The organism is Streptomyces sp. Tu6071 (genome assembly GCF_000213055.1).
In the GTDB taxonomy this organism is placed as follows: domain Bacteria; phylum Actinomycetota; class Actinomycetes; order Streptomycetales; family Streptomycetaceae; genus Streptomyces; species Streptomyces evansiae.
On record NZ_CM001165.1, the window covers coordinates 360,875 to 380,572 of the forward strand.

Below are 19,698 nucleotides of genomic sequence, written 5' to 3' on the forward strand. Positions count from 1 at the left end.
TCCTGTCCCTCCACCCTCGCACGGTGCCCGGCGGCACGGGTACGGGAGGGGCGGGCCGACGGGCCTGCCGAGCGGCCCGACGCCTCGCGCGGCGGCCTGGTGCGCGCCGGTCGGCGCCCGTCCCTCCGGCGCCTCAGGCGGAACCGCTCCCGGTGAGCACCGCACGGGGTGGACGCGCCTCGACGCGGTGCTTGACCTGCGCGCACGCCTGGGTGATGAGCCGGGAGACGTGCATTTGCGAAAGCCCCAGTTCCGCGGCGATGGCGCGCTGGGTGCGCGCGTGGAAGAACCGCAGGTAGAGGATGTACCGCTCGCGTTCGGGCAGCTCGGCAAGAGCGGGCCGGACCGATTCCCGGTCGACGACGATCGCGTAGGCGGGATCGTCCGCGCCGAGCCGGTCGCGCAGCGGGTGCTCGCCCTCTGGCGTGGGAGTGCCGTCGAGGGAGACGGGCCGGTAGCTGTCGAGAGCTTCGAGTCCCCGGCGCACCTCCTCCTCGCCGAGCTTCGCGCTCTCCGCGAGTTCGGCCACGGAGGGTGTGCGGGGAGCGGTGCGCGGGGCGAGTTCCTGGAGTGCCGTACGGACGGCGTTCCGGAGTTCCTGCACGCGGCGCGGTACGTGTACGCCCCACGTGTTGTCACGGAAGTGCCGTTTGAGCTCGCCCCGGATGGTGGGCACCGCGTAGCTCTCGAAGGCGTCGGAGACCTCGGGGTCGAAGCGGTCGACGGCCTTGACTAGGCCGAGCGCGGCGACTTGGCACAGGTCCTCCAGGTTCTCGCCGCGTTCCCGGTAGCGGCCGGCGATGCGGTGCGCCATGGGGAGCCAGGTCTCGACGAGGCGCGAGCGCTGGCGCTCCCGCTCGGGACCGGGGGGAAGCTGTCGCAGAAGCGTGAAGCCGCACGTGCCGCCGGAGCCGCCATGGCGCTCCGTTTCCTGTGGGTGGGGAGTGGTCGTCGTCACCACGTCGCTCCTGTCAACGCTGGTCCAGGGGATGACGCTGCCCGGACGCGCGCAAGAGCCGTGGAATCCGCGTACACGCGACCAGGGGTCATCGCGTGCCTGATTCCTAAGCACCGCTGTCTCGTCTGTCCTCTCGATTCCCTCTCACACCGCATCTTGTGGGCTTCATTCCGCCGCCCTTTTCCGCCGCGTTGCGCGCCCCCCTCGCTCCGCGTCTCCGTCGCGGCGGCATCCCGCGCCGGTCGCCGCCCCGTCACCGCAGAAGCCGCGCCGCCACTTCGTCCCAGTCGATCCGCGCCGCCTCCGTACCCCACGGCACCAGTTCCCCGGTGTACGCGAGCCAGCGCCGCAGCACGTGCCGGTCGGTCGCGAAGGACGCCGAGGCACCGGGCGGCCCGAGCCGCACCACGACCGCTCCGTCCCGCCCCGGGCCCGGCACGGGCGCGACGCGTACGTCGCCGAGCCCGGAGCGGGTGCGCGTCCCGGCCAGCAGCAGATCGCGCGAGAGCACCCAGCGCACCCCGCGGTCCCGCGCCGGGCGCAGGTCGAGCGCCACCTCGTACGGCCGTCTCGTGTCGTACGAGAGCCGCGCGGCCACCGGCACCTGCACCCCGCTCGCCCGGATCTGCCGGAAAACCGTCTCGCACACGCTCGTCCCTTCCTCGCCGGCGCCCGGCGTCCCGTACGAGGCCGCCCCGCCCCTTCGTTCCGTCATGTCCGCTCCCTCTCCGGCCGGGGCCGTCCCGCTGTCGTCACGTGCCCCGGGTGGGTTCCCCCGCTGCGCGGCTGAAACGTGCCGGTTCCGGAACCTGCGTCCCCCGCAGTGAGACGGCGTCACCCACCGGGCCCACGCGCCGGACTCCTCGCGCGGTGCGGCGGACGTTCGCGACGGCGCGGTCCATCGGTGCGACGCGCCGCTCGTCGCGGGCTCCCCGGTCACCGACGCGCTGCTGGTGCGGGACGCCAAGACGGGGACCCCAGGGCGCGGACACCGAGCCGGCTCGCACTCCCGCTCAGCGAGGCATACCGGCAGGGCGATCGGCGACCGGGCCCACGCCCAGACCGACCTCACGGCCGCCGGGGTGCCACGGACAACGCCCTGCGCGGTACTCGGCGACTCCGGGCACGGAAGCTGTCGAGCAGCTCACCACGCCCCGCGCACCCACCGCGTCCGGAACCCTTCCCGGCCGCTTCCTGACCGCTCGTCGGTGAATCCCGAGAGGGCAGGCGCTGTGTGCGGGCCCGCCGTTCACCAGGGGCGGATGGGGACCGTCCCGGTGCGGCGTCCCGCCTCGTCGAGGAGGTGGCCCATGCGCTTGGCGGTCCGCAGGCCCACGAGGCGGTCCGTGACGGTGAGGCCCGGCAGGCGGGCGGCGAGGTGCGCCTCCCTGCGCTGGATCTCCCCCACGTCCCCCAGCCACAGGGTCGCCAGTACGTTGTCCGGCCCGGTGACGGCCGCGGCGAGCCGGCACTCGGGGAGCGCGGCGAGCACGCCCTCCACCCCGCCGATGTCGCGGGCCGCGACCCGGCCCAGAAAGGTGACGGGGACGGGGCCGCCCATGAGCCCGGCCGCCATGTCGCAGCGGAAGGCGAGGAGTCCCGAGGCGGTGAGCCGGCGCACGCGCCGCCGCGCCGTCGCCGGACTCGCTCCGCACCTCTCCGCGAGTGCGGTCCAGCTCAGTCTGCCGTCCCGGACGAGGGCCTCGATGAGCCGCCGGTCGAGTGCGTCCGGCTCGGAGAGGGGCGCGTCGGCGCTCTCCCGGGCTCCGGCGGCGCCGAGCCGCGCGAGCTGGGCCGGGTCCAGCGAACGCAGGCGCCAGCGGGTGCCCTCCATGTGCAACGAGGTCGCGATGCGGCAGTCCACGGCCGTGACCCCGGGCACCGTGTCGAGCCGTTCGGTCAACAGGCGGGCCAGAGTGGCGAAATCCGGTGTGAGGACATCCAGGAGGAGCCCCGCGCGGGCGGAGGCGGTCAGCTCGACGGTCGCGACCTCCTCGTAGCGGCACACCTCGGCCGCGACGCGGGCGCGCGAGCCCGGTGCGCAGCTCAGCAGGACGAAGGCGCTGCACCGGGTACGCGAGTAGCCGGGCCCCGGCACGGCGTGCACCCACGCGTCGCCGCCGCGCCGCAGGTGCTCCCAGCGCTGGGCGAGGGTGGCCGCCGTGGTACCGAGCGGGCCGGCCAGTTCGCTCCACGTGGCCCGGGGGCGGACCTGGAGCGCGTGCACGAGGGAGAGGTCCAGCTCGCTCGCCGTGACGGTTTCGGTCTTCATCCACGCCTCGCCTGCTCGATTTCGCCGTTCTGGGCGCCTCATCCGGTGCGGGCCCGCACCCTGGCCGCCGCGACGGTATCCGGCCACGACCGGGCCGCGCGACCCTGCCCGTCCCGCCGGGCCGGGGCCCGCCCCCTGGCGCGTGGTCCCGCACGCGCGGCGGACGAACGAATGAGGTGTGGGAACGGTGCGCGAGGAAGCACGTACGCACGAGAACACCGGACACGCTCCCCCGGAGCGCACCGTCGCCGTCGCGGGACCCGCGTCCGCCGCCCGCGCCTTCACCGGGCGGCTGCCGGACGGGGCGCTGCTGCCGGTCATGGCCGTCGTCGTCGTGTGCAGCGGTGTCACGCAGGGGTACCTCACTCCGCTGCTCCCGGGAGTCGGCCGGCACGTCGGCGTCGGCGGTGTCGGGCAGAACAACCTCTACCTGCTCTCGCAGGTGTCCTTCGCGGTGCTGACGCCGCTCCTGTCCCGCCTCGGCGACCTCTTCGGCCACCGGCGGCTGCTGCGGCTCTCGGTCGCCGCGGTAGCCCTCGGCTCCCTGCTCATGGCGCTGCGACCCTCGGTCGCCACGCTCTCGGCGGGCATGGTGCTCCAGTCCTCGGTCGTCGGCTTCTTCCCGCTGCTCGCGGGCATTCTGCGCACCCGGGCTCCCGAACGCGGCCGGACAGGGATGTCGGTGCTGGTCGGGGCGCTGCTGCTGTCCATCGGCATCGGCGGGCTGATCGCGGGGACGCTGAGCGACCACCACGCCGTCGAGGGGCTGTGGACGGCAGTGCCGGTCGCGCTGCTCGCGGTGCTCGCCACGCTGCTGCTGCCCGAGGGGCGAGCGGCGCGCGCGGGCCGCTTCCACTACGGGGCGGCGCTGTTGCTCGGTCTCGGCCTCGTGGGACTCGTGCTGGTACTCGCGCAGGGCGCGGCCTGGGGGTGGGCATCGGGGCGGAGCCTCGGCTGCGGGCTCGCCGGGGTCGTGCTGCTCGTGTGCTGGGTGCTGGTGGAGCGGCGCGCGACGCACCCGCTCGTGCAGGTGCGGCTGCTCGGTGACCCGCGTCTCGCCGTCGTCAACGCGCACACCTTCTGTCTCGCCTTCGGCGCGATCGGTTTCCTCGGTGCCAACGCCGTCTTCCTCGGCACCGACGCGCGCGAGGCGGGGTACGGGCCGGGGCTCGGCTCCCAGGCGATCTCGCTCGTCTCGCTCGGCATGGTCGCCGCGGGCTGCGCCGCCTCGACGGCGACGCCGTACCTCGCGCGGCGCACCGGTGACCGCGCGATGCTCCTGACGGGCGGGATCGGCGCGGCGCTCGGCTTCCTGCTGCTGGTCGTGCTCCACGGCTCGCTCGGGCAGTACCTGCTCGGCGCGCTGGTGGTGGGCTGCGCGACGGGTGTCTTCGAGGCGGTCACCCGCTCCCTCGCGACCGAGGCCGTACCGGGCGAGGAGACGGCGGTCTCGGTGGGGGTCAACGAGCTGTCCCTGTCGCTGGGGGCGGCGATCGGCGCGGCCGTGATCGGGGCGCTCTTCGCGGCCCATCCGGGCCGGGGCGGCCACCCGGCGCAGGCCGGATTCGTCTGGGCGTGGGGCGTGTGCGCCGCCGTGGCACTCCTCGGAGCGCTCACGGCCCTCGTGCCCAGCGCCTTCCGGGAGCGCCCGGCGACGGTGCCGCCCGCGCGGGGGTGATCGGGGCGGGGGTGCGGGGGCGGGAAGGCCCTCCCTTCGAACGGGGAGGGCGGGACGGCCCTCGCTTCCCCTCCGAACGGGCGCGGGTCAAACGGCAGTACGAGAACGGAGCAGGACGATGGACGACGAGCGGACGACACGGATGCCCGAGGACGAGGGATGGCGGTCCGCCGCGCTCGCGGCGGTGGACGCCTGGGGCGGGCGCCTGCGGGAGCTGAGCCACAGCCTCCACGCAGAGCCGGAGACGGCGTTCGCCGAGCACCGCTCGGCGGCGAAGATCACGGCGCTGCTCGCGGAGGCGGGGTTCACGGTGGAACGGGGCGTGGCGGGGATGGAGACGGCGTTCGTGGCACGGTACGGGACGGGCGGGCTCCGCCTCGCGCTGTGCGCCGAGTACGACGCGCTCCCCGGTCTCGGGCACGCCTGCGGGCACAACGTCAACGGCGCGGCCTCCGTCGGCGCCGGGCTCGGGCTCGCCGCCGTCGCCGCGGCGCTGGACCTGACGGTGGAGGTGGTCGGCACCCCGGCCGAGGAGGACGCCGGCGGCAAGGTGCTCCTGCTGGACGCGGGCGTCTTCGCGGACACGGCCGCCGCGATGATGGTGCACGCGGGTCCGCGCGACACCGTGCGCGCTTCCTCGCTCGCGGTCGGCGCCTGGGACGTCGTCTACCGGGGCCGCCCCTCCCACGCGGCGCTCGCGCCCTGGGAGGGCGTCAACGCGCTCGACGCGTTCACCGTCGCGCACACCGCGCTCGGTATGCTGCGCCAGCAACTCCCGCCGGGCGCCCTGGTGCACACCGTGCTCCACGAAGCGGGCACGGCCGTGAACATCGTCCCCGCGCTGTCCCTGGGCCGCTGCGAGATGCGCGCTCCGGACGCGGAACAGCTCGCGGTGGTGCGCGAACGGGTGCGGGCCTGCTTCGAGGCCGGGGCACTCGCGACCGGCGCCACTCTGGAACTCGTCCCGCACGGCGAGGAGTTCGCGGACATGCGGCAGGACGAGGCGCTCAGCTCCGCGTACGAGAGGGCGGCGCGCTCCCTCGGACGGGTCCCGGAGGACCTGAGCGGCCGGACGATGGCCTCCACCGACATGGGCAACATCTCCCGGGTCCTCCCCTCGATCCACCCGACGATCGGGTACGCCACCGCCGGGGCCGAGCCGCACACGGCCGCTTTCGCCGCATACGGCACGAGCCCCCAGGCGGACGCGGCCGTGCTCGACGGTGCGAAGGCCCTCGCCCTGACCGCCGCCGAGATCGCCGCCACCCCCCACGAGAGGCGACGCCTCCTGCACGCCCTCTCCCTGCGCCGCGCGCCCCACCCCGGGACGGAGAAAGAACCGGACCCGGCAGAGCACCACTGAAGCACCCCCCGGCTCCCACCACCGCGGCCCCGGCGGAGCCGGCCGCCACGCTCCCCCGTCCCCACCGTGTCCTGGAAAGGTGAGGTGGTCCCGCTTTCCCCGGAACTCGCGGACAGAGCGGCGCCCGAGTACGGCGACTTCGTGGCCGGGAACATCCTCGACCGCTCTCTGCCCGCGATCCTGGATGACGCCCGCCGGCTGGACCACGTAAGCGACTTCCTCACCGGCTTGGACCGCTGCGAGGCCGAATGCGAATTCTGAAGCTCGCACAGCGCCCTTTCCGCTGTGCGAGCTACAGCCTGATCTCAGAGGCGATCAGCGTGCGGATTCCAAGCCGTTGATGACGACTTCGGCGTGAAATGTCTCGGGCGGTGACACGAAATAGGGGGCCATCGCGCCCGCGAATTCGGCGAAGGTCTCAGTTTCCGTGAAGACCTCGACGTGGTACTCCTCCGACTCCCATTCGACGCACAGCAGGAGGACTCCCTCCCTGTCGGTGGCGCGCAGGAGCCTGAGATCCAGGCAGCCCCTTTCCGCCTGGAGGGCCGGCAGGTACCGCCGGACCACCGCCTCGAAATCTTCCTGCTTGCCCTCTGGCACCGCTATCCGGACAATTTCCCATACCGCCATGCGGCTACCTCCTGCTTTCTCCTCGGGGTTCGAGCGCGCGGTCCGGTTCAGGGCTTCCGCGCACAGGTCTTCAGCATGTCCCGGTCGGGGAGCGGGGTCGCGGTGAAGACGCGCTCGGGGTCGTAGAACTCCTTGGCCTCGACGAGGCGTTCTGCATGGGCGCCGTAGGCACTCGCGATCTGCTCTTCCTGGTCCGGCAGGAGGAAGTTGGGGTAGCCCCCGGGCAGCGCGAAGGGTGCGAGAGCGTTGCTGACACCGTCCACCCAGTCCGTGTAGGGGGCGGGATCCTCCTCGGGCCCGCGGCCCGCGGAGATCTCGATGGCCACGTGGGGTTCCCGCAGGCCGAAGGCACTGTCCTGTGCACCTTGGCGTGTGGCGGCGCCGTGGAATTGCCGTAGCCCGATTCCCGCTCCCGGTCCGGGGCGGGCCTCCGCCCAGCCGGCCAGGAGATCGATGACCTCGGGGGTGAGCGCGGCGACGTCGCGGGTGCGCAGATCCCAGTGCATGTCGTTGGAGACGCTCTGATCGAACATTCCCCACAGCTGTTCCTGCGTGGTCCGGCCGACAGTGCTGTGAGCCGGCGTGCCGAGGCGCAGGACCCGGCCGAGGTGCGCGTCGGCATGCCGGGGATCACCGGACCAGACCGGCACGACCACCAGGGCGGGGCCGACTCCCGGCGCGACGGTCATCTCGAGCAGGAGCGTCAGTCCGTCCGGTGCCTCGGCCAGCAGCTCGGCGAAACCGGAGAGCACGGTCCGCGCTTCCTGCCAGGGAAACATCACCATGCCACCGGCGAGCCCTCGGTCAGGATGGAGCCGGACACGCATCGACGTCACCACGCCGAAGTTCCCACCCCCTCCGCGCAGAGCCCACAGCAGCTCGGGATCATCCCGGGTCGAGACGAGTCGGCCGTCGGCGAGCGCGACCTCCGCTTCGAGCAGGTTGTCGGCCGCCAGCCCGGCAGTGCCGAGCAACGGGCCATAGCCACCCCCGAGCGAGAGACCGGCCATTCCGACGGCGCTGACAGTGCCCGCGGCGACGTTCATGCCGTGCGGAGCCGCGGCGGCTATCACGTCACCCGCCCGGCTTCCCCCTCCCACGACAGCGGCGTCCCCTTCGACCCGCACGTCACGCAGTGCGCCGAGGTCGATCACCAGCTCGCCGCGCAGCGCCCGCCCCGCCCAGTCATGGCCTCCGCCGCGCACGGACACACCCGCGCCGGAGGCCCGTGCCGCGGTGATCGCGGCGGCAGTCTCCGCGCCGGTACGCGGCCTGACCACCAGGGCCGGCCGCGCGGCCACCGCCCCGTTCCACAACGTCGTCGACGCGGCGTACTCCTGATCACCAGGGCGGAAGAGCTGCTCGGCCCGCAGGCACTGGTTCAGCCGACGGTCCAGTTCATCGATCTGGTGCGCAGAACTCATAGGCTCCCTCAGGTCTGTTGACGGCTCCGGCAGGCATGGAGGGGAAGCGGACGCCCCCAACGGATCCTTTCCGCGAGGCCACGCCGGCCACGTCGGCCGTGGTCAAGGTGATGACGCGCAGGCACCGACGTGACGGTCACCTGGCCGAAGCGGCATCGCCTCGCTTGTGCCCACCATTTCGCGGAAAACGCGCCGCAAGGCGGGCCACCAGAGGTGGCGGGTGACCAGCCGTTCCGGTTCCGGCCCGAGGGAACGTCGTCACCTGCGCATCTCCGCGTCAAGGAGCGCTGCCGGCACTGGCTCGTCTCCCGCGCGGACAGAGCGACGCGCCGGCGTTCCGGGGCGCGGATGAGGCGACGGGGACCGCGAGCGGCGAGGGCGGTGGAGCAGTCCTCAGCTGGTGTTCTTCTGTGCCGTCGCACCGGTGAGGTGGGTGTAGGTCCCGGTGATCCGGAGCAGTTTTTCCAGTCGCGGCCCGATGTGGGTGAAGGTGACCGCGACGTTGGCCAGTGCGGCGTCACGGTGGATTTCCAGGAGGGCTGACAGGCCGACCGAGTCGACGAAGCCCAGGTCACGGCAGTCGACGGCAAGGACATTCGCTGTTCCGCGCCCAGCCAGGGCGGCTGCGGCCTCGCGCAGGAACTCTGGGCTGGTGTCGTAGTCCAGGTCCCCGCGCGGTTCCAGGCGGAGAACGCTTTCGACGTCGTGGTGGGCCGCGGCCGGGGGGCGGGGTTCGGAGGAGGTCGTCACTACCTGTCCAGCAAGTCGTCGGGTCAGTTGGCGGTGGCCAGGGTCGTCTTCCCGGCATCGAGGATGTGCAACGCGCGGGGGTAATCGTGGAGCTGTTCGGCCAGCAGGTCCAGGGCGGGCAGCAGTGAGCGGGCGGGGACGCGCCGTACTTCGAGGATCTGGGCGGTCCAGGCGAGGAAGCGGGTGAAGATGTCCTCCTCGTTCATGTAGAGGGCGGCGCCCAGGAAGTCGATGATCTGCCCCAGGTCCTCCTCGGTGCGGTCACGCTGATCCTCGCTGTAGTCCTTCATCGCGGGGAAGCGCTGCTCTAGGCCGTCGAAGGTGTGCCCCAGCAGCCGGACGGCGGAGCGCACCACATGCGTGTACTCCTGGTCCTCCAGATGCGGCAGGTCGTTGACGGTCAGCCGGGCGGTGTCCGGCCGGTCGGGCAGCGCCCGGGTGAGCTGGTCGGCCGCGGAACGGGCCTCGGAGGCCCAGGTGTCGGCGCCCAGCAGGCGGGCGTAGCGCCCGTCGTGACCGAAGGCGGCTCCGCCGACCATGACGGGGATCCCGGCGGCCTGGACGGCGGTGATCGCCCGGTGGGCCATCGGCAGGCGGGTCGGGATCGAGCTGGACAGGCACACCAGGTCCGGATCGGCGCTGCGGGCCTGGGCGACCAGGTGACCGGTGGGTACCTGGGCGCCGAGGTAGTCCACGCGCCAGCCGCGCAGCTTCAGCGTCTCGGCGAGCATCCGGGCGGGCAGCGCGTGCCACTCCTCGTCCACGCACGCGACCATGACCTGGCCCCGGGAGCCGTCGGGCCGGGGGACGGGCAGGGCGGCGACGGCGCGTTCGTTGATCGCGGTCGCGGTGTGCTCGTCCGCGACGCTCATCCTGTTCGCCGCCCACTCGACGCCCACCCGGTGCTGGGCCGCTCCGATCACGTCCAGCAGAACCGTTTCCGCATCCAGCCCCGCGTCGAGCGCGCTCTGCACGATGTCGAGGGCGGCGTACTCGTCCCGGGAGCGCACCGCGCTCCACAGCTTGTCCGCCCAGGGGCGGGCCTGCTCGGCGTCGGCAGCCTCCAGCGCGCGAGAACCCACGCGGTGGGCCGGCTGCTGTCTGGTGGGGGAACTCATGCGGTGTACCTGCCTCGGGTCGTGCCGTCAACGGCTGTCAGATGGTGGGAGCGCGGTGCCGTGATCGCCATGACGGCGATGTCGTCGTGGGCGTTCTTGCCGATCCACTGCGCGGTCGCCATCTGCACCCGCTCCACCACCGCCTCCGCCGGCATTCCCGCGCAGCCCTCCAACAGCCGTCGCAGGCGCTCCTCGCCGTACATGCTGTCGCCGCGGCGTCCGCCCCGGGCCTCGGTGACGCCGTCGGTGTAGAGCACGCACGACTCACCGGGCGCCAGACGCACGGTGGCCGTCCGGGAGGTGACGTGGGGCAGTACGCCGATGAGACTGCCGGAGGTGGCCGCTTCCTCCACCCGGCCGTCCTGGCGCACGATGAGCGGCGTGGGGTGACCTGCGGACGTCAGCCGCAGCCTCACGTCCGACCCCTCCCGGCGCGCGGACGCCAGGACGAGAGTCGCGAAGCGTATCGGCCCGCTGCGGCTGAGGAGTGTGTCGTTGAGCAGGCCCAGCACGTGCTGGTGGTCCGCCGACATCGTGTGCAGCGCGTGGAGGGTGTTACGGATCTTCCCGGTCAGGACCGCGGCCTCCAGGCCCTTGCCCGACACATCGCCCAGCAGTGCGAACGTCTCCCCGTCCTCGTCGGCCGGGGGGTGAACGTCGTAGAAGTCGCCGCCGATCTGCTCGGCGTCCTCGCTGGAGCGGTAGCCGCCCGCGAACTCCACCCCGCGCACCTGCGCCAGCTCCGGTGCCAGGAGCTCGCGCATCAGCACTCGCGTGATCGCGTCCCGCTCCTCGTACAGGCGTGCCGCAGACATCGCCGCACCCGCCCGCGCCGCGAACAGCCGCCCCAGCTCCTCCTCCCGCTCACTGAACGCGGGCCGCTCGGCGCGACGCAGCAGCACGAGCGCGCCGGCCGCGACACCGTGGCCGGGCAACGGCGCGATGGACACCGAGCCGACCGGCCCGAAACCCTCGGGAACCATCCACGAGGGTGCCGCGGTGGGATCGATCCAGCGGGCGGGCAGCGGGGGGAAGCCTTCCAACGCTTCGGCCAGCCCCGGCACCGCGGAAGGCGGCTCCCTCAGTTTGCCCGTGCTGAGCACACCGTCCCGGTCGCAGAGGACGAGCGGCATGCGGCGGGCTCGGCCGGGAGCGATCACCACGGCCGCGTCCGCCAGGTGTTCGGCCGCCAGACGCGCCGTCGTCTCCATGGACCGCTGGAGATTCAGCGACGCGAGCAGAGCACCGGACGCCTCGATCAGGAAAGCCGAGTGACTGCGGTGCGAGCGCAGCGCGTCGGCCGCCGCCCGCAACTCGGTCTCCTCGATCAGCCACCACGCCGTCGTGGCCGCGTCCAGCACCGTCGGGTGAGCGGAGAAGGAACTGCCCCCCACCTGCCCGGACAATACGTGCGGTGCGCTGCCGGACTCCACCAGCCACTCAGGCAGCACCGGCAGGCCGTCCCGCCCCGTGTCCAGCACCTCGCGGGCCGCCGCGTTCGCCTCCACGGCGCGCCCCTCGCTGTTCACCAGTACCACCGGGTAGGGAGCCGAGGCCGCTGACACCAGGCTCATGGCACTGGAGCGGGTACTTGCTGGGGTAAAGGCCATAGATAAACCCACTACGCGCGGATCTGCACCTCTCAGGGCGACGGGGGAACTGTTGTCGCTAGACAACTATCCTCTCTTTGCCTCGCTGTGTACAACGACCGACGGCAAGCGCGGTTTCCGCGCGGTGGACAACCAGCCGTCCTGGCCCGACAGAGGTCTCGCGTTGTTGACGACCGACCCGCGTCGCGCGGCACGTGAAAAGCCACGACTCCGCGCGCTCTACCTCCTCGTATTCGTTTCCCAGCTCGGCAGCGCCGCCATGGACTTCCTCCTCCAAGCGGTGCGCCGGTCGCAATGAGCCCGTCACGCGAGCCTTCGCCCCGGGCTCCGGATCGCCGCTGCAGGTTGCCTGTTCGCACTGGTGTACGTCACGTACAAGGTGGCTCGTCTCCACGGCCGTCGGCGTCGGTCTCGTCCACCACACCGCATGTTCCTCGCTCGTGAGCGGTACCCGCGCCTTCAGCGTCACCGCTCCCGCGCTCGCGGTGATCCTGATCGGCGTCGGCCTCACTCTGCCCGCTATCGCGTACCCGATCAGTCACACGCGGAGAATGCGTTGGGAGACGGGGTCTCTGGCCGCACTCGAACCCTTGTGGGAAGAGCGCGGAGCGCATCTAAACAGCCGACACGGACGAGAGCGCCGCGGCCGTAAAAGCAGCGCTCGTCAGGGCAGCCCTGGCCGCGTTCAACGCGAACTGCCGCCCGTCGAACTAGCCCCTCCGTCACCCCGAGTCCTCGCCCGGACCGACCTGCGCGGAGAGGCGAAGTGGCTCGTCCGCGTAGCCCGCGTCTACAACTGTCAGAGCGGCCCCGTCGCCGACGGCGGTGAGCCTCCACCCGTAGGAGCCTGAGTCCATGACCGAGCCCGCACACCACGGCCCGTACACCGCCTGCACAGCAGCCCGCTCCGCCTGCCCCGTGCAAGTCGTCTCCTCCGGGCCGACCGGCAGAAGCAGTTACCTGGTCACCGGCTACGCCGAGGCCCGGCAGGCCCTCGGCGACGCCCGGCTCTCGAAGGACACGGCCGCCTTCTTCGCGGGCAAGGGATCAAGCCGCGCCCTTCACCCGGCCCTGGTGCACCACATGCTCGCCAGCGATCCGCCCGAGCACACCAGGCTGCGCAAACTCGTGACCGGGGCGTTCACCACCGGGGCCGTCGCCGAACTCCGTCCGGCGATCACCCGGATCACCGACGAACTGCTCGACCGCTGGACGCCCGACGAGCCCTTCGACTTCGTCGCCGGCCTCGCGGGCCCCCTGCCCGTCACCGTGATCTGCGAACTGCTCGGCGTCCCGGACGAGGACCGGCCCAGCATCCGGCGCTGGTCCGCCGAACTCTTCGCGGCAGCCGCGCCCGACGTCATCGACGCGGCCTCGCACTCCCTCGCGACGTACATGACCGAACTCGTCGCGTCGAAACGCGCACACCCCGGTACCAACCTCCTTGACCGCCTCATCGCCGCCCACGCCGGGGACGACGCGCTCACCGAGAACGAACTCGTCTCCCTCGCGGTGCTGCTTCTCGTCGCGGGCCACGAGACCACCACCAACTACCTCGGCAACGCCCTCCTGGCTCTCCTCCTGCACCCCGCCGAGCGCGACCGCCTCCGTGCGCACCCCGACGCGATCCCGGCCGCGCTCGACGAACTGCTCCGCTACGACTCCCCGGTCAGCACGGCCACCTTCCGCTTCACGACCGAGCGGCTCACGCTCGGCGGCACGGAGATCCCCGCGGGCCGCCCCGTCCTCATCGCGCTCGGCGCCGCCAACCGCGACCCCGCCCGCTTCGCGGCCCCGGACACCCTCGACCTCACCCGCGACGCCGCGGGACACCTCGCCTTCGGCCACGGCATCCACCGCTGCCTCGGCGCCCCCCTGGCAAAGGCGGAAGCCGAGATCGCCCTGGGGGCGGTACTGCGCCGCTTCCCCGCCATCCAACTCGCCGTCCCGCCCGAACACATCCCCTGGCGCCGGACCCGCCTGGTCCGCGGCCCAGAGTCGCTTCCGGTCCTGCACAGCGGAGCGGAGGACGTGGCGCCTCTTCGCCCGCGCGGCTGACGCGAGGGGAGGGGGGTCAGCGTCGCGGCGGGACGGGCGCCGGTCAGGCCGTGGCCGGGTCCGAAGACACCGCGATGAGGACAAGGCCGGAGAGTCCGGTCACCGTCCGGATCGAGTCCGCGAAGACCTCGGTCGTCCAGGCCGCCACGTCGGTGGTCCACTCCCGTACATCGCACTGGAAGGCGAGTGCCAGGCGTAGGCGCTCGGCCTGCACCATTCCCGCGAGCGGTCGGGCGAGCCCAGGCGTCGCGGCTGCGGTGGCAGGCTTGCGGGTGGCCACCCGCATGTTGCCGTACGTACGGGCGAGCGCCGCTTCCCGGATCTCGTCGGCCCGCTCGGCGAGGCGCGCCGAGGAAAGTGTCTCCCTCACCGCCAGCTGGGGACGGCGACCTCTCGCCTGGCCGATAGCCATGGAATCGCGCGGAATAACCATTTCAAATTGATCTATCTTCCCGCCTGGCGTCATCCGCTGGACGAACTGGCTCGACGTGAGGCACGCATCCGGGCCGAGCTGCTACGGGCGCGCCAGCAGGAACTCCACGGCAGCCGGAACCCAGTGGCTCTACGGGCTCGCGCCTCTCGGCTGCTGGGACGTGTCTGACAAATGACCTTCAAGTGCCCGGCTCATCCTAGTTTGCGAGATGCTGGAGCCAGTCCTGCAGGAGTGCGGTCTCAACGGGGCGGAGCGGGATGGTAGCTGGATTCGCCCCGTTGAGGGTGGCATCGAGCGCGAGGGCGCGAGCGGCGAGGGTGGAGTCTGAGGCTGGGCTCGCGTCGGTGGTCAGGGCGTCGATGAGTGCTTCCCGCATGCGTGGTGAGACCTCTGGGTCGCGTTCGCTCTCAGGGATGCCGATGAGGGAGAGCGTGACGCCGGTCACCGCCGCCAGCGTGAGGTGGGCGGCAAGGACGGGCGGTACCCGTAGGCGGCCGCTGGAGGCGGTGCGGCCGAGGAACCCCATAAGGAGTTCCTGAGCCTCCCGCGCGGCAGGTGGGCGGCGGCCAGGGCGGTCGGTGCCGTACATCAGCAGGTAGAAGGCGGGATGCTTCAGGCCGAAGTCGACATGCATGTCCCATCCGCGGCGCATGTCGTCGACCGGGTCGCCGCTCGACGAAAAGGCGTGCTTCTGCGCCAAGTAAAGGTCGAAAGCGTGGATGGCCAGCGCCGAGAGGAGCCCGTCCTTGTCGCCGAAGAGCTGGTACAAGGAGGCGGCACGGATGCCCGCTGCCGCCGCGACGGCACGGGTGGAGAGCGCCTGGGCACCCTCCCGTTCCAAGAGCTCGGCTGCCACCTCCAAGATCTGCCGGCGACTGCGGGTCTTCGCATCATCCATGGTTGCAATGCTACGGCACAAGGCGTATCACTGATTCATTCAGTGATACGGAAAATACCGTCGCAGCGATACGGCAGGAGAGATTGATGAATCGTGTGGGATACGGCGCCATGCAGCTCGCGGGCCCTCAAGTCTGGGGATTCCCGGACGACACGGAGAAGGCGCGGCGGGTGCTGCGCCTGGCCGTAGAGCTGGGCGTGACCTTCTTCGACACCGCGAACGCCTACGGGCCGCGAACGGTGAACCAGCTGATCGGGCAGGCACTGGGACCGATCCCCGAGGGCGTGATCGTGGGGAACAAGGTCGGCGCGAAGCGCGGCCTGGACAAGTCCTGGGTCGTCGACGGCCGCCCGGAAACGATCCGGCGGCAGGTCCACGAGGCCCTCACCGACATGGGAACGGACCTGAGCGAGCTGACCTACCTCCGACTCGTCGGCGACACCCCCGGCGCGCACCACGACGTACCGCTGGAGGAGTCGCTCGGCGCACTCGTCGAACTGCGCGACCAGGGACTGATCCGCCGCATCGGCCTCTCCGGCGCGTCACCGCAAATGCTGGCCCGCGCCCAGCAGATGACCCCCATCGCGGCGGTGCAGAACCGCTTCAACCTGCTTGACCGCAGCGGCGTCCAGGTCCTCGCCGACTGCGAGACCCAGGACATCCTCTTCATCCCCTACTTCCCGCTGGCCGCCGGACGGCTCAGTGACCACCAGGAGCTAACCGGCCCGGCAGAACGCCTGGGTGCCACACCGGCCCAGATCGCACTGTCCTGGCTGCTGCGCCGTTCGCCCTCCATGGTCGTCATCCCCGGCACGAGCAGTGCCGACCACCTCCGGTCCGACATCGCCGCTTCCGAGGTTGCCGAACAGTTGACCGAGACCGAGGTCGCCCGCCTGACCGGACTCGTCGACGAGTCGCAAGCAACCCTCGGCCAGCCCGCGCCTCCAGCTCGTAGCCACCGCTGAACAGAGGCCCTGGGGATGTCTCCATCGACCCTCGGCCGATCTGACGAACGATCTTCGGGGCTCTGTGGCAACGCCCATGTCGCCGTCCGGGATGATGCATGTCATGGCGGACCGTGGCGAGTTGACGGATACGGCGTGGGAGCAGATAGAGCCGCTGCTTCCTCGGGCTGATGGATGTGGACGGCCATGGCGGGACCACCGGCAGGTGGTCAACGGGGTGCTATGGCGGCTGCGCACGGGTGCACCATGGCGGGATCTGCCTGCACGGTACGGGCCCTGGCAGACAGCTTACGAACGCTTCGCCCGCTGGGAGGCGGACGGCACCTGGGCGAAGCTCCAGGAGCACGTCCAGGTCCGCAACGATTCGGTAGGCGAGGTCGAATGGACCGTCTCGGTGGACTCGACGATCAACCGTGCACATCAGCACGCCGCCGGCGCCCGCGAAAAAGGGAGGCCGGCGGCGACGAACCGGCGGATTCGGAACGCGCGGCGACGCGGCAGGCACTCGGGCGGTCCCGGGGCGGTCTGACCACCAAGGTCCGCCTGATTGTCGACGGCCGCGGTCTCCCGCTCGCCCTGGTCCTCACGCCGGGCAACATCAACGACTCCACCGTGTTCGTACCCGGTGATGGACGCGATCCGCATCCCACGCGCCGGGCGGGGCCGTCCCCGTACTCGTCCGGACAGAGTCCTGGGCGACAAGGTGTGCTCATCCCGGGCTATTCGCGCGTGGTGCAGACGCCACGGCATCGCCGCCACCATCCCGGAACGTCGAGACCGGCAGGCCAAATCGGCTCCGCCGGGGCACACAGGGAGGCCGTCCGCCCGTCTTCGACACACAGGCGTACAGACGCCGCAACGTCGTGGAAAGATGCTTCAACCGGCTCAAACAGTTCCGCTCCGTCGCAACCCGCTTCGGCAAACTCGCCACCCGCTGCCAGGCCGGACTCGAACTCGCCTCGCTCATCCTGTGGCTCCGCCAACCAGCATCGTGATCATTGTCAGACACGGCCCAGAGCCGCGAACGGGACCGAGGAGTCGCGCGTCAGTCAGAGACCATTCCCTCCTGTGTCGCTTCATACCGCACAGCACCGTATTGCCTGCGCAGGTCCGTGCGCCGGTAGACCGTGCCCATCCTGTAGTGCCACGTGCGAGCGACTCCTGCGCCCTCGGTCCCGGAACCCTTCGCACAACTTGACAGGGTCGCCATCCTTCACACCGAGCACGGGCTTCTTCTGGTGCGTCAAGTAGCCGAGCGCGGCCTTCGACAGGAGATTGCTCTTCCGGCTCTGAGGGATCGCGCTCGGCCGCCCGGCGGCTTGCGGCACATCGCGTTGAGGTGGTCCTGGGTGCCAACTCGCCAGCCCGGTTGAGGCGGGTGGCCTCGCGGCTGAGCCGGACGCAGACCGCCGACGAGATCCTCGACAAAGTCGCCGCCCACTGCCGACGAATCTCCGGCTCAGGCCACCGGAGACAGAACCTGGGCGGGCGCGAGGCGGAGCCACGACAGGGAGCATGTGCCGGTCGGCGTCGAGGACGGCGTACGAGCGGGGGCTCCGGGGCAGCTCACTGTCGGCCGGCGGGCACCCCGTCGCCCTGGGTTTCGTCGGCGTCTCCGCGCCACAGCGTCACCCGTGCCCGGCACCTCTTTCCGGTGCCCCGGCGCGGGTCCGCGGGGGCAGTGTTCGAGGCGGATCGCGACCCGCGCGGATGGATCGGCGGCGACGGGGAACCGGCAGGTTTCCGGGGCGAGATGAGCGGACAGGACGCGAGGCGGCTGCCCGGAGGTGCCCCGCGAAAGAGCGGAGGAACGGACGATGTCCGAAGAGCCGGTGCACTTCGACCACCCCGGGCAGGGCGGCGCCCATGAGCGGCCCGGGCCGCTCGACGCGCAGGCGCGGGACGTGCCCGGGACGCGGCAGCCGGTCAGGGACCGCGAGTTCGATGTGGTGCTCTACGGCGCGAGCGGCTTCGTCGGCGAACTGACGGCCGCGTACTTGGCCGCGCACGCCCCCGCGGATCTGCGGTGGGCGCTGGCGGGACGCGACTCCGGACGGCTCGGCGCCGTGCGCGCGCGGCTCGCGACCCGTGTGCCGCACGCGGCGGAGCTGCCGCTGCTCACCGCGGACGCCACGGACACCGGCGCCCTGCGCGCGCTCGCCGCCCGCACGCGGGTGCTGGCCTCGACGGTCGGCCCGTTCCTGCGCCACGGGGACGCGACGGTCGCGGCCTGCGCCGCGGAGGGCACGGACTACGCCGACCTCACCGGCGAGCCCGAGTTCGTCGACCTCACCTATCTGCGCCACCACGAGCGCGCCGTGCGCAGCGGTGCCCGGCTGGTGCACGCGTGCGGGTTCGACTCGCTCCCCGCGGATCTCGGCGCGCTCTTCACCGTCGGACGTCTGCCGGAGGGAGTGCCGCTGAAGGTGGACGGGTTCATGCGGACGAGCGGGGCCGTCTCGGGCGGCACGCTGGACTCGGTGCTGACCGTCCTGGGACGTCCCGTCCCGACGGCCCGGGCCGCACGCGAGCGCGCCGCTGTGGAACCGCCCGCCACAGAAGGCAGGCGGGTGCGCACACCGCCCGGGGTTCCGCGGTACGTCGGCGAACTCGACGCGTGGGCGCTGCCGTTCCCGGTCCTCGATCCATACGTGGTGCAGCGCTCGGCGCGGGCCCTGGATCGGTACGGCCCCGACTTCCGCTACCGGCATCACCTCAGCGTGCGGCGCCTGCCGGTGGCGGCGGGCACCCTGCTCGGCGCGGCAGGGCTGGTCGCGGCGTCCCAGGTGCCGGCGGCGCGCCGGGCGCTGTCGGCGCGGATCGCGCCCGGCACCGGCCCCGACGAGGCGCGCCGGGCGCGCAGCTCGTTCGCGATGCGCTTCATCGGGGAAGGCGGCGGCCGACGCGTCTACACCGAGGTGAGCGGCGGCGACCCGGGGTACGACGAGTCCTCTCGGATGCTCGGCGAGGCGGCCCTGTGCCTCGCTCTCGACCCGCTGCCGGACGTCGCGGGTCAGGTGACGACCGCGGTCGCCATGGGCGAGGCGCTCACCGCGCGGCTGCGCGCCGCGGGCCTGGTCATCCGGGAGGCTGCCCGGCGTTGAGGGACGCGTGGGGAGAGCGGAGGGTGCTCCGACGACACTGCCGCCCACATGCCCTGTGGCATCAGGATGGAGTTCCCGGACGTCGGCCCTCTCCTGCGTGAGCGAGATACCTCGACTCATCACCAACGGCACACCGCGGCGCCCGAGATGGCGGACGTCTACCGCGCTCATCCGCGGCCTTGACGCTCGGCGCCGACCAGACCCGCGCCCTTCGAGGTCAACGGATACTGGAGGCCGGGACGTTCGTGACGCGGAGACCCGGCCGGAGCAGCTGCACGGCCGCCGACGAAGGCGAGGCGGAGACGATGGCTACCGCCATTCGCCGGCGCTCCCGGGACGGTGACACAACCGAGGAGCATGCGCCGGTCGGCGTTGTGGCCGGCGTGCGAGCGGGGGCTCCGGGGCAGCTCGTCGTCAGGCGGCGAAGACCCCGTCCA

General features: G+C 72.1%; 17 protein-coding genes and 1 pseudogene. 8 read left to right on the top strand and 10 right to left on the bottom strand.

Annotated features, from left to right (window positions below; genetic code table 11):
- Positions 1-133: 133 nt before the first annotated feature.
- From STTU_RS01475 to STTU_RS01485, 3 genes are all read right to left on the bottom strand, one after another.
- The gene (locus STTU_RS01475; protein WP_007819101.1) at positions 134-961 is read right to left on the bottom strand and encodes a SigB/SigF/SigG family RNA polymerase sigma factor; all 828 of its coding nucleotides are present in this window, start codon (positions 959-961) and stop codon (positions 134-136) included.
- A gap of 250 nt (positions 962-1,211) precedes the next feature.
- Positions 1,212-1,673, bottom strand: a complete 462-nt coding sequence (locus STTU_RS01480; protein ID WP_007819103.1) for an SsgA family sporulation/cell division regulator — start codon at positions 1,671-1,673, stop codon at positions 1,212-1,214.
- Between the two features lie 534 nt (positions 1,674-2,207).
- A complete protein-coding gene (locus STTU_RS01485) occupies positions 2,208-3,230 on the bottom strand; it encodes an Lrp/AsnC family transcriptional regulator (RefSeq protein ID WP_043253735.1) in 1,023 nt (340 codons plus the stop codon).
- Between the two features lie 187 nt (positions 3,231-3,417).
- On the opposite strand from STTU_RS01485, the gene STTU_RS01490 reads away from it, so the two are divergent.
- The 3 genes from STTU_RS01490 to STTU_RS34475 all read left to right on the top strand — a co-directional run bounded on the left by STTU_RS01490 (position 3,418) and on the right by STTU_RS34475 (position 6,532).
- Positions 3,418-4,908, top strand: coding sequence for an MFS transporter (locus STTU_RS01490; RefSeq protein WP_234019112.1), 1,491 nt, complete (start codon positions 3,418-3,420; stop codon positions 4,906-4,908).
- A gap of 118 nt (positions 4,909-5,026) precedes the next feature.
- Positions 5,027-6,271 (top strand): M20 family metallopeptidase, encoded by a 1,245-nt coding sequence (locus STTU_RS01495; protein WP_007819111.1) that lies wholly within the window; start codon positions 5,027-5,029, stop codon positions 6,269-6,271.
- Between the two features lie 84 nt (positions 6,272-6,355).
- Positions 6,356-6,532: a hypothetical protein gene (locus STTU_RS34475; RefSeq protein WP_158678762.1), complete on the top strand. Its 177-nt coding sequence runs from the start codon at positions 6,356-6,358 to the stop codon at positions 6,530-6,532.
- 54 nt (positions 6,533-6,586) lie between these two features.
- Here the strand turns inward: STTU_RS34475 and STTU_RS01500 are convergent, their stop codons facing one another.
- From STTU_RS01500 to STTU_RS01520, 5 genes are all read right to left on the bottom strand, one after another.
- Complete coding sequence (locus STTU_RS01500) at positions 6,587-6,901, bottom strand: antibiotic biosynthesis monooxygenase family protein (protein ID WP_052862305.1); 315 nt, start codon at positions 6,899-6,901, stop codon at positions 6,587-6,589.
- A 47-nt stretch (positions 6,902-6,948) separates the two neighbouring features.
- Positions 6,949-8,325, bottom strand: coding sequence for an FAD-dependent oxidoreductase (locus STTU_RS01505; protein ID WP_007819116.1), 1,377 nt, complete (start codon positions 8,323-8,325; stop codon positions 6,949-6,951).
- A gap of 393 nt (positions 8,326-8,718) precedes the next feature.
- Positions 8,719-9,075 carry an STAS domain-containing protein gene (locus STTU_RS01510; RefSeq protein WP_007819118.1) on the bottom strand — a complete coding sequence of 119 codons (357 nt, stop codon included), beginning with the start codon at positions 9,073-9,075 and terminating at the stop codon, positions 8,719-8,721.
- A 23-nt stretch (positions 9,076-9,098) separates the two neighbouring features.
- Entirely contained in the window at positions 9,099-10,193 is a 1,095-nt protein-coding gene (locus tag STTU_RS01515; protein WP_078518892.1) for a cobalamin B12-binding domain-containing protein, read from the bottom strand.
- Positions 10,190-11,767: a PP2C family protein-serine/threonine phosphatase gene (locus STTU_RS01520; RefSeq protein WP_420713540.1), complete on the bottom strand. Its 1,578-nt coding sequence runs from the start codon at positions 11,765-11,767 to the stop codon at positions 10,190-10,192. The genes STTU_RS01515 and STTU_RS01520 overlap by 4 nt, the downstream gene beginning before the upstream one ends.
- Between STTU_RS01520 and STTU_RS34820 the strand changes: the two genes are divergently transcribed.
- Together STTU_RS34820 and STTU_RS01525 are read left to right on the top strand one after the other, a co-directional pair.
- On the top strand, positions 11,766-12,101 hold the full coding sequence (locus STTU_RS34820) for a hypothetical protein (protein WP_139121385.1): 336 nt from the start codon (positions 11,766-11,768) through the stop codon (positions 12,099-12,101). The genes STTU_RS01520 and STTU_RS34820 overlap by 2 nt on opposite strands.
- Positions 12,102-12,658: 557 nt before the next feature.
- Positions 12,659-13,861, top strand: coding sequence for a cytochrome P450 family protein (locus STTU_RS01525; protein ID WP_052862306.1), 1,203 nt, complete (start codon positions 12,659-12,661; stop codon positions 13,859-13,861).
- 43 nt (positions 13,862-13,904) lie between these two features.
- On the opposite strand, the gene STTU_RS01530 is transcribed toward STTU_RS01525, so the two are convergent.
- Together STTU_RS01530 and STTU_RS01535 are read right to left on the bottom strand one after the other, a co-directional pair.
- The gene (locus STTU_RS01530) at positions 13,905-14,231 is read right to left on the bottom strand and encodes a hypothetical protein (RefSeq protein ID WP_007819128.1); all 327 of its coding nucleotides are present in this window, start codon (positions 14,229-14,231) and stop codon (positions 13,905-13,907) included.
- A 259-nt stretch (positions 14,232-14,490) separates the two neighbouring features.
- The gene (locus STTU_RS01535; protein ID WP_043253738.1) at positions 14,491-15,192 is read right to left on the bottom strand and encodes a TetR/AcrR family transcriptional regulator; all 702 of its coding nucleotides are present in this window, start codon (positions 15,190-15,192) and stop codon (positions 14,491-14,493) included.
- Between the two features lie 86 nt (positions 15,193-15,278).
- On the opposite strand from STTU_RS01535, the gene STTU_RS01540 reads away from it, so the two are divergent.
- The 3 genes and pseudogenes from STTU_RS01540 to STTU_RS01545 all read left to right on the top strand — a co-directional run bounded on the left by STTU_RS01540 (position 15,279) and on the right by STTU_RS01545 (position 19,261).
- Entirely contained in the window at positions 15,279-16,157 is an 879-nt protein-coding gene (locus STTU_RS01540) for an aldo/keto reductase (RefSeq protein ID WP_043253739.1), read from the top strand.
- A gap of 103 nt (positions 16,158-16,260) precedes the next feature.
- Positions 16,261-17,152 (top strand): annotated as a pseudogene (locus tag STTU_RS32555) (IS5 family transposase).
- 822 nt (positions 17,153-17,974) lie between these two features.
- On the top strand, positions 17,975-19,261 hold the full coding sequence (locus STTU_RS01545) for a saccharopine dehydrogenase family protein (RefSeq protein ID WP_007819137.1): 1,287 nt from the start codon (positions 17,975-17,977) through the stop codon (positions 19,259-19,261).
- The last annotated feature ends 437 nt before the right edge of the window (positions 19,262-19,698 follow it).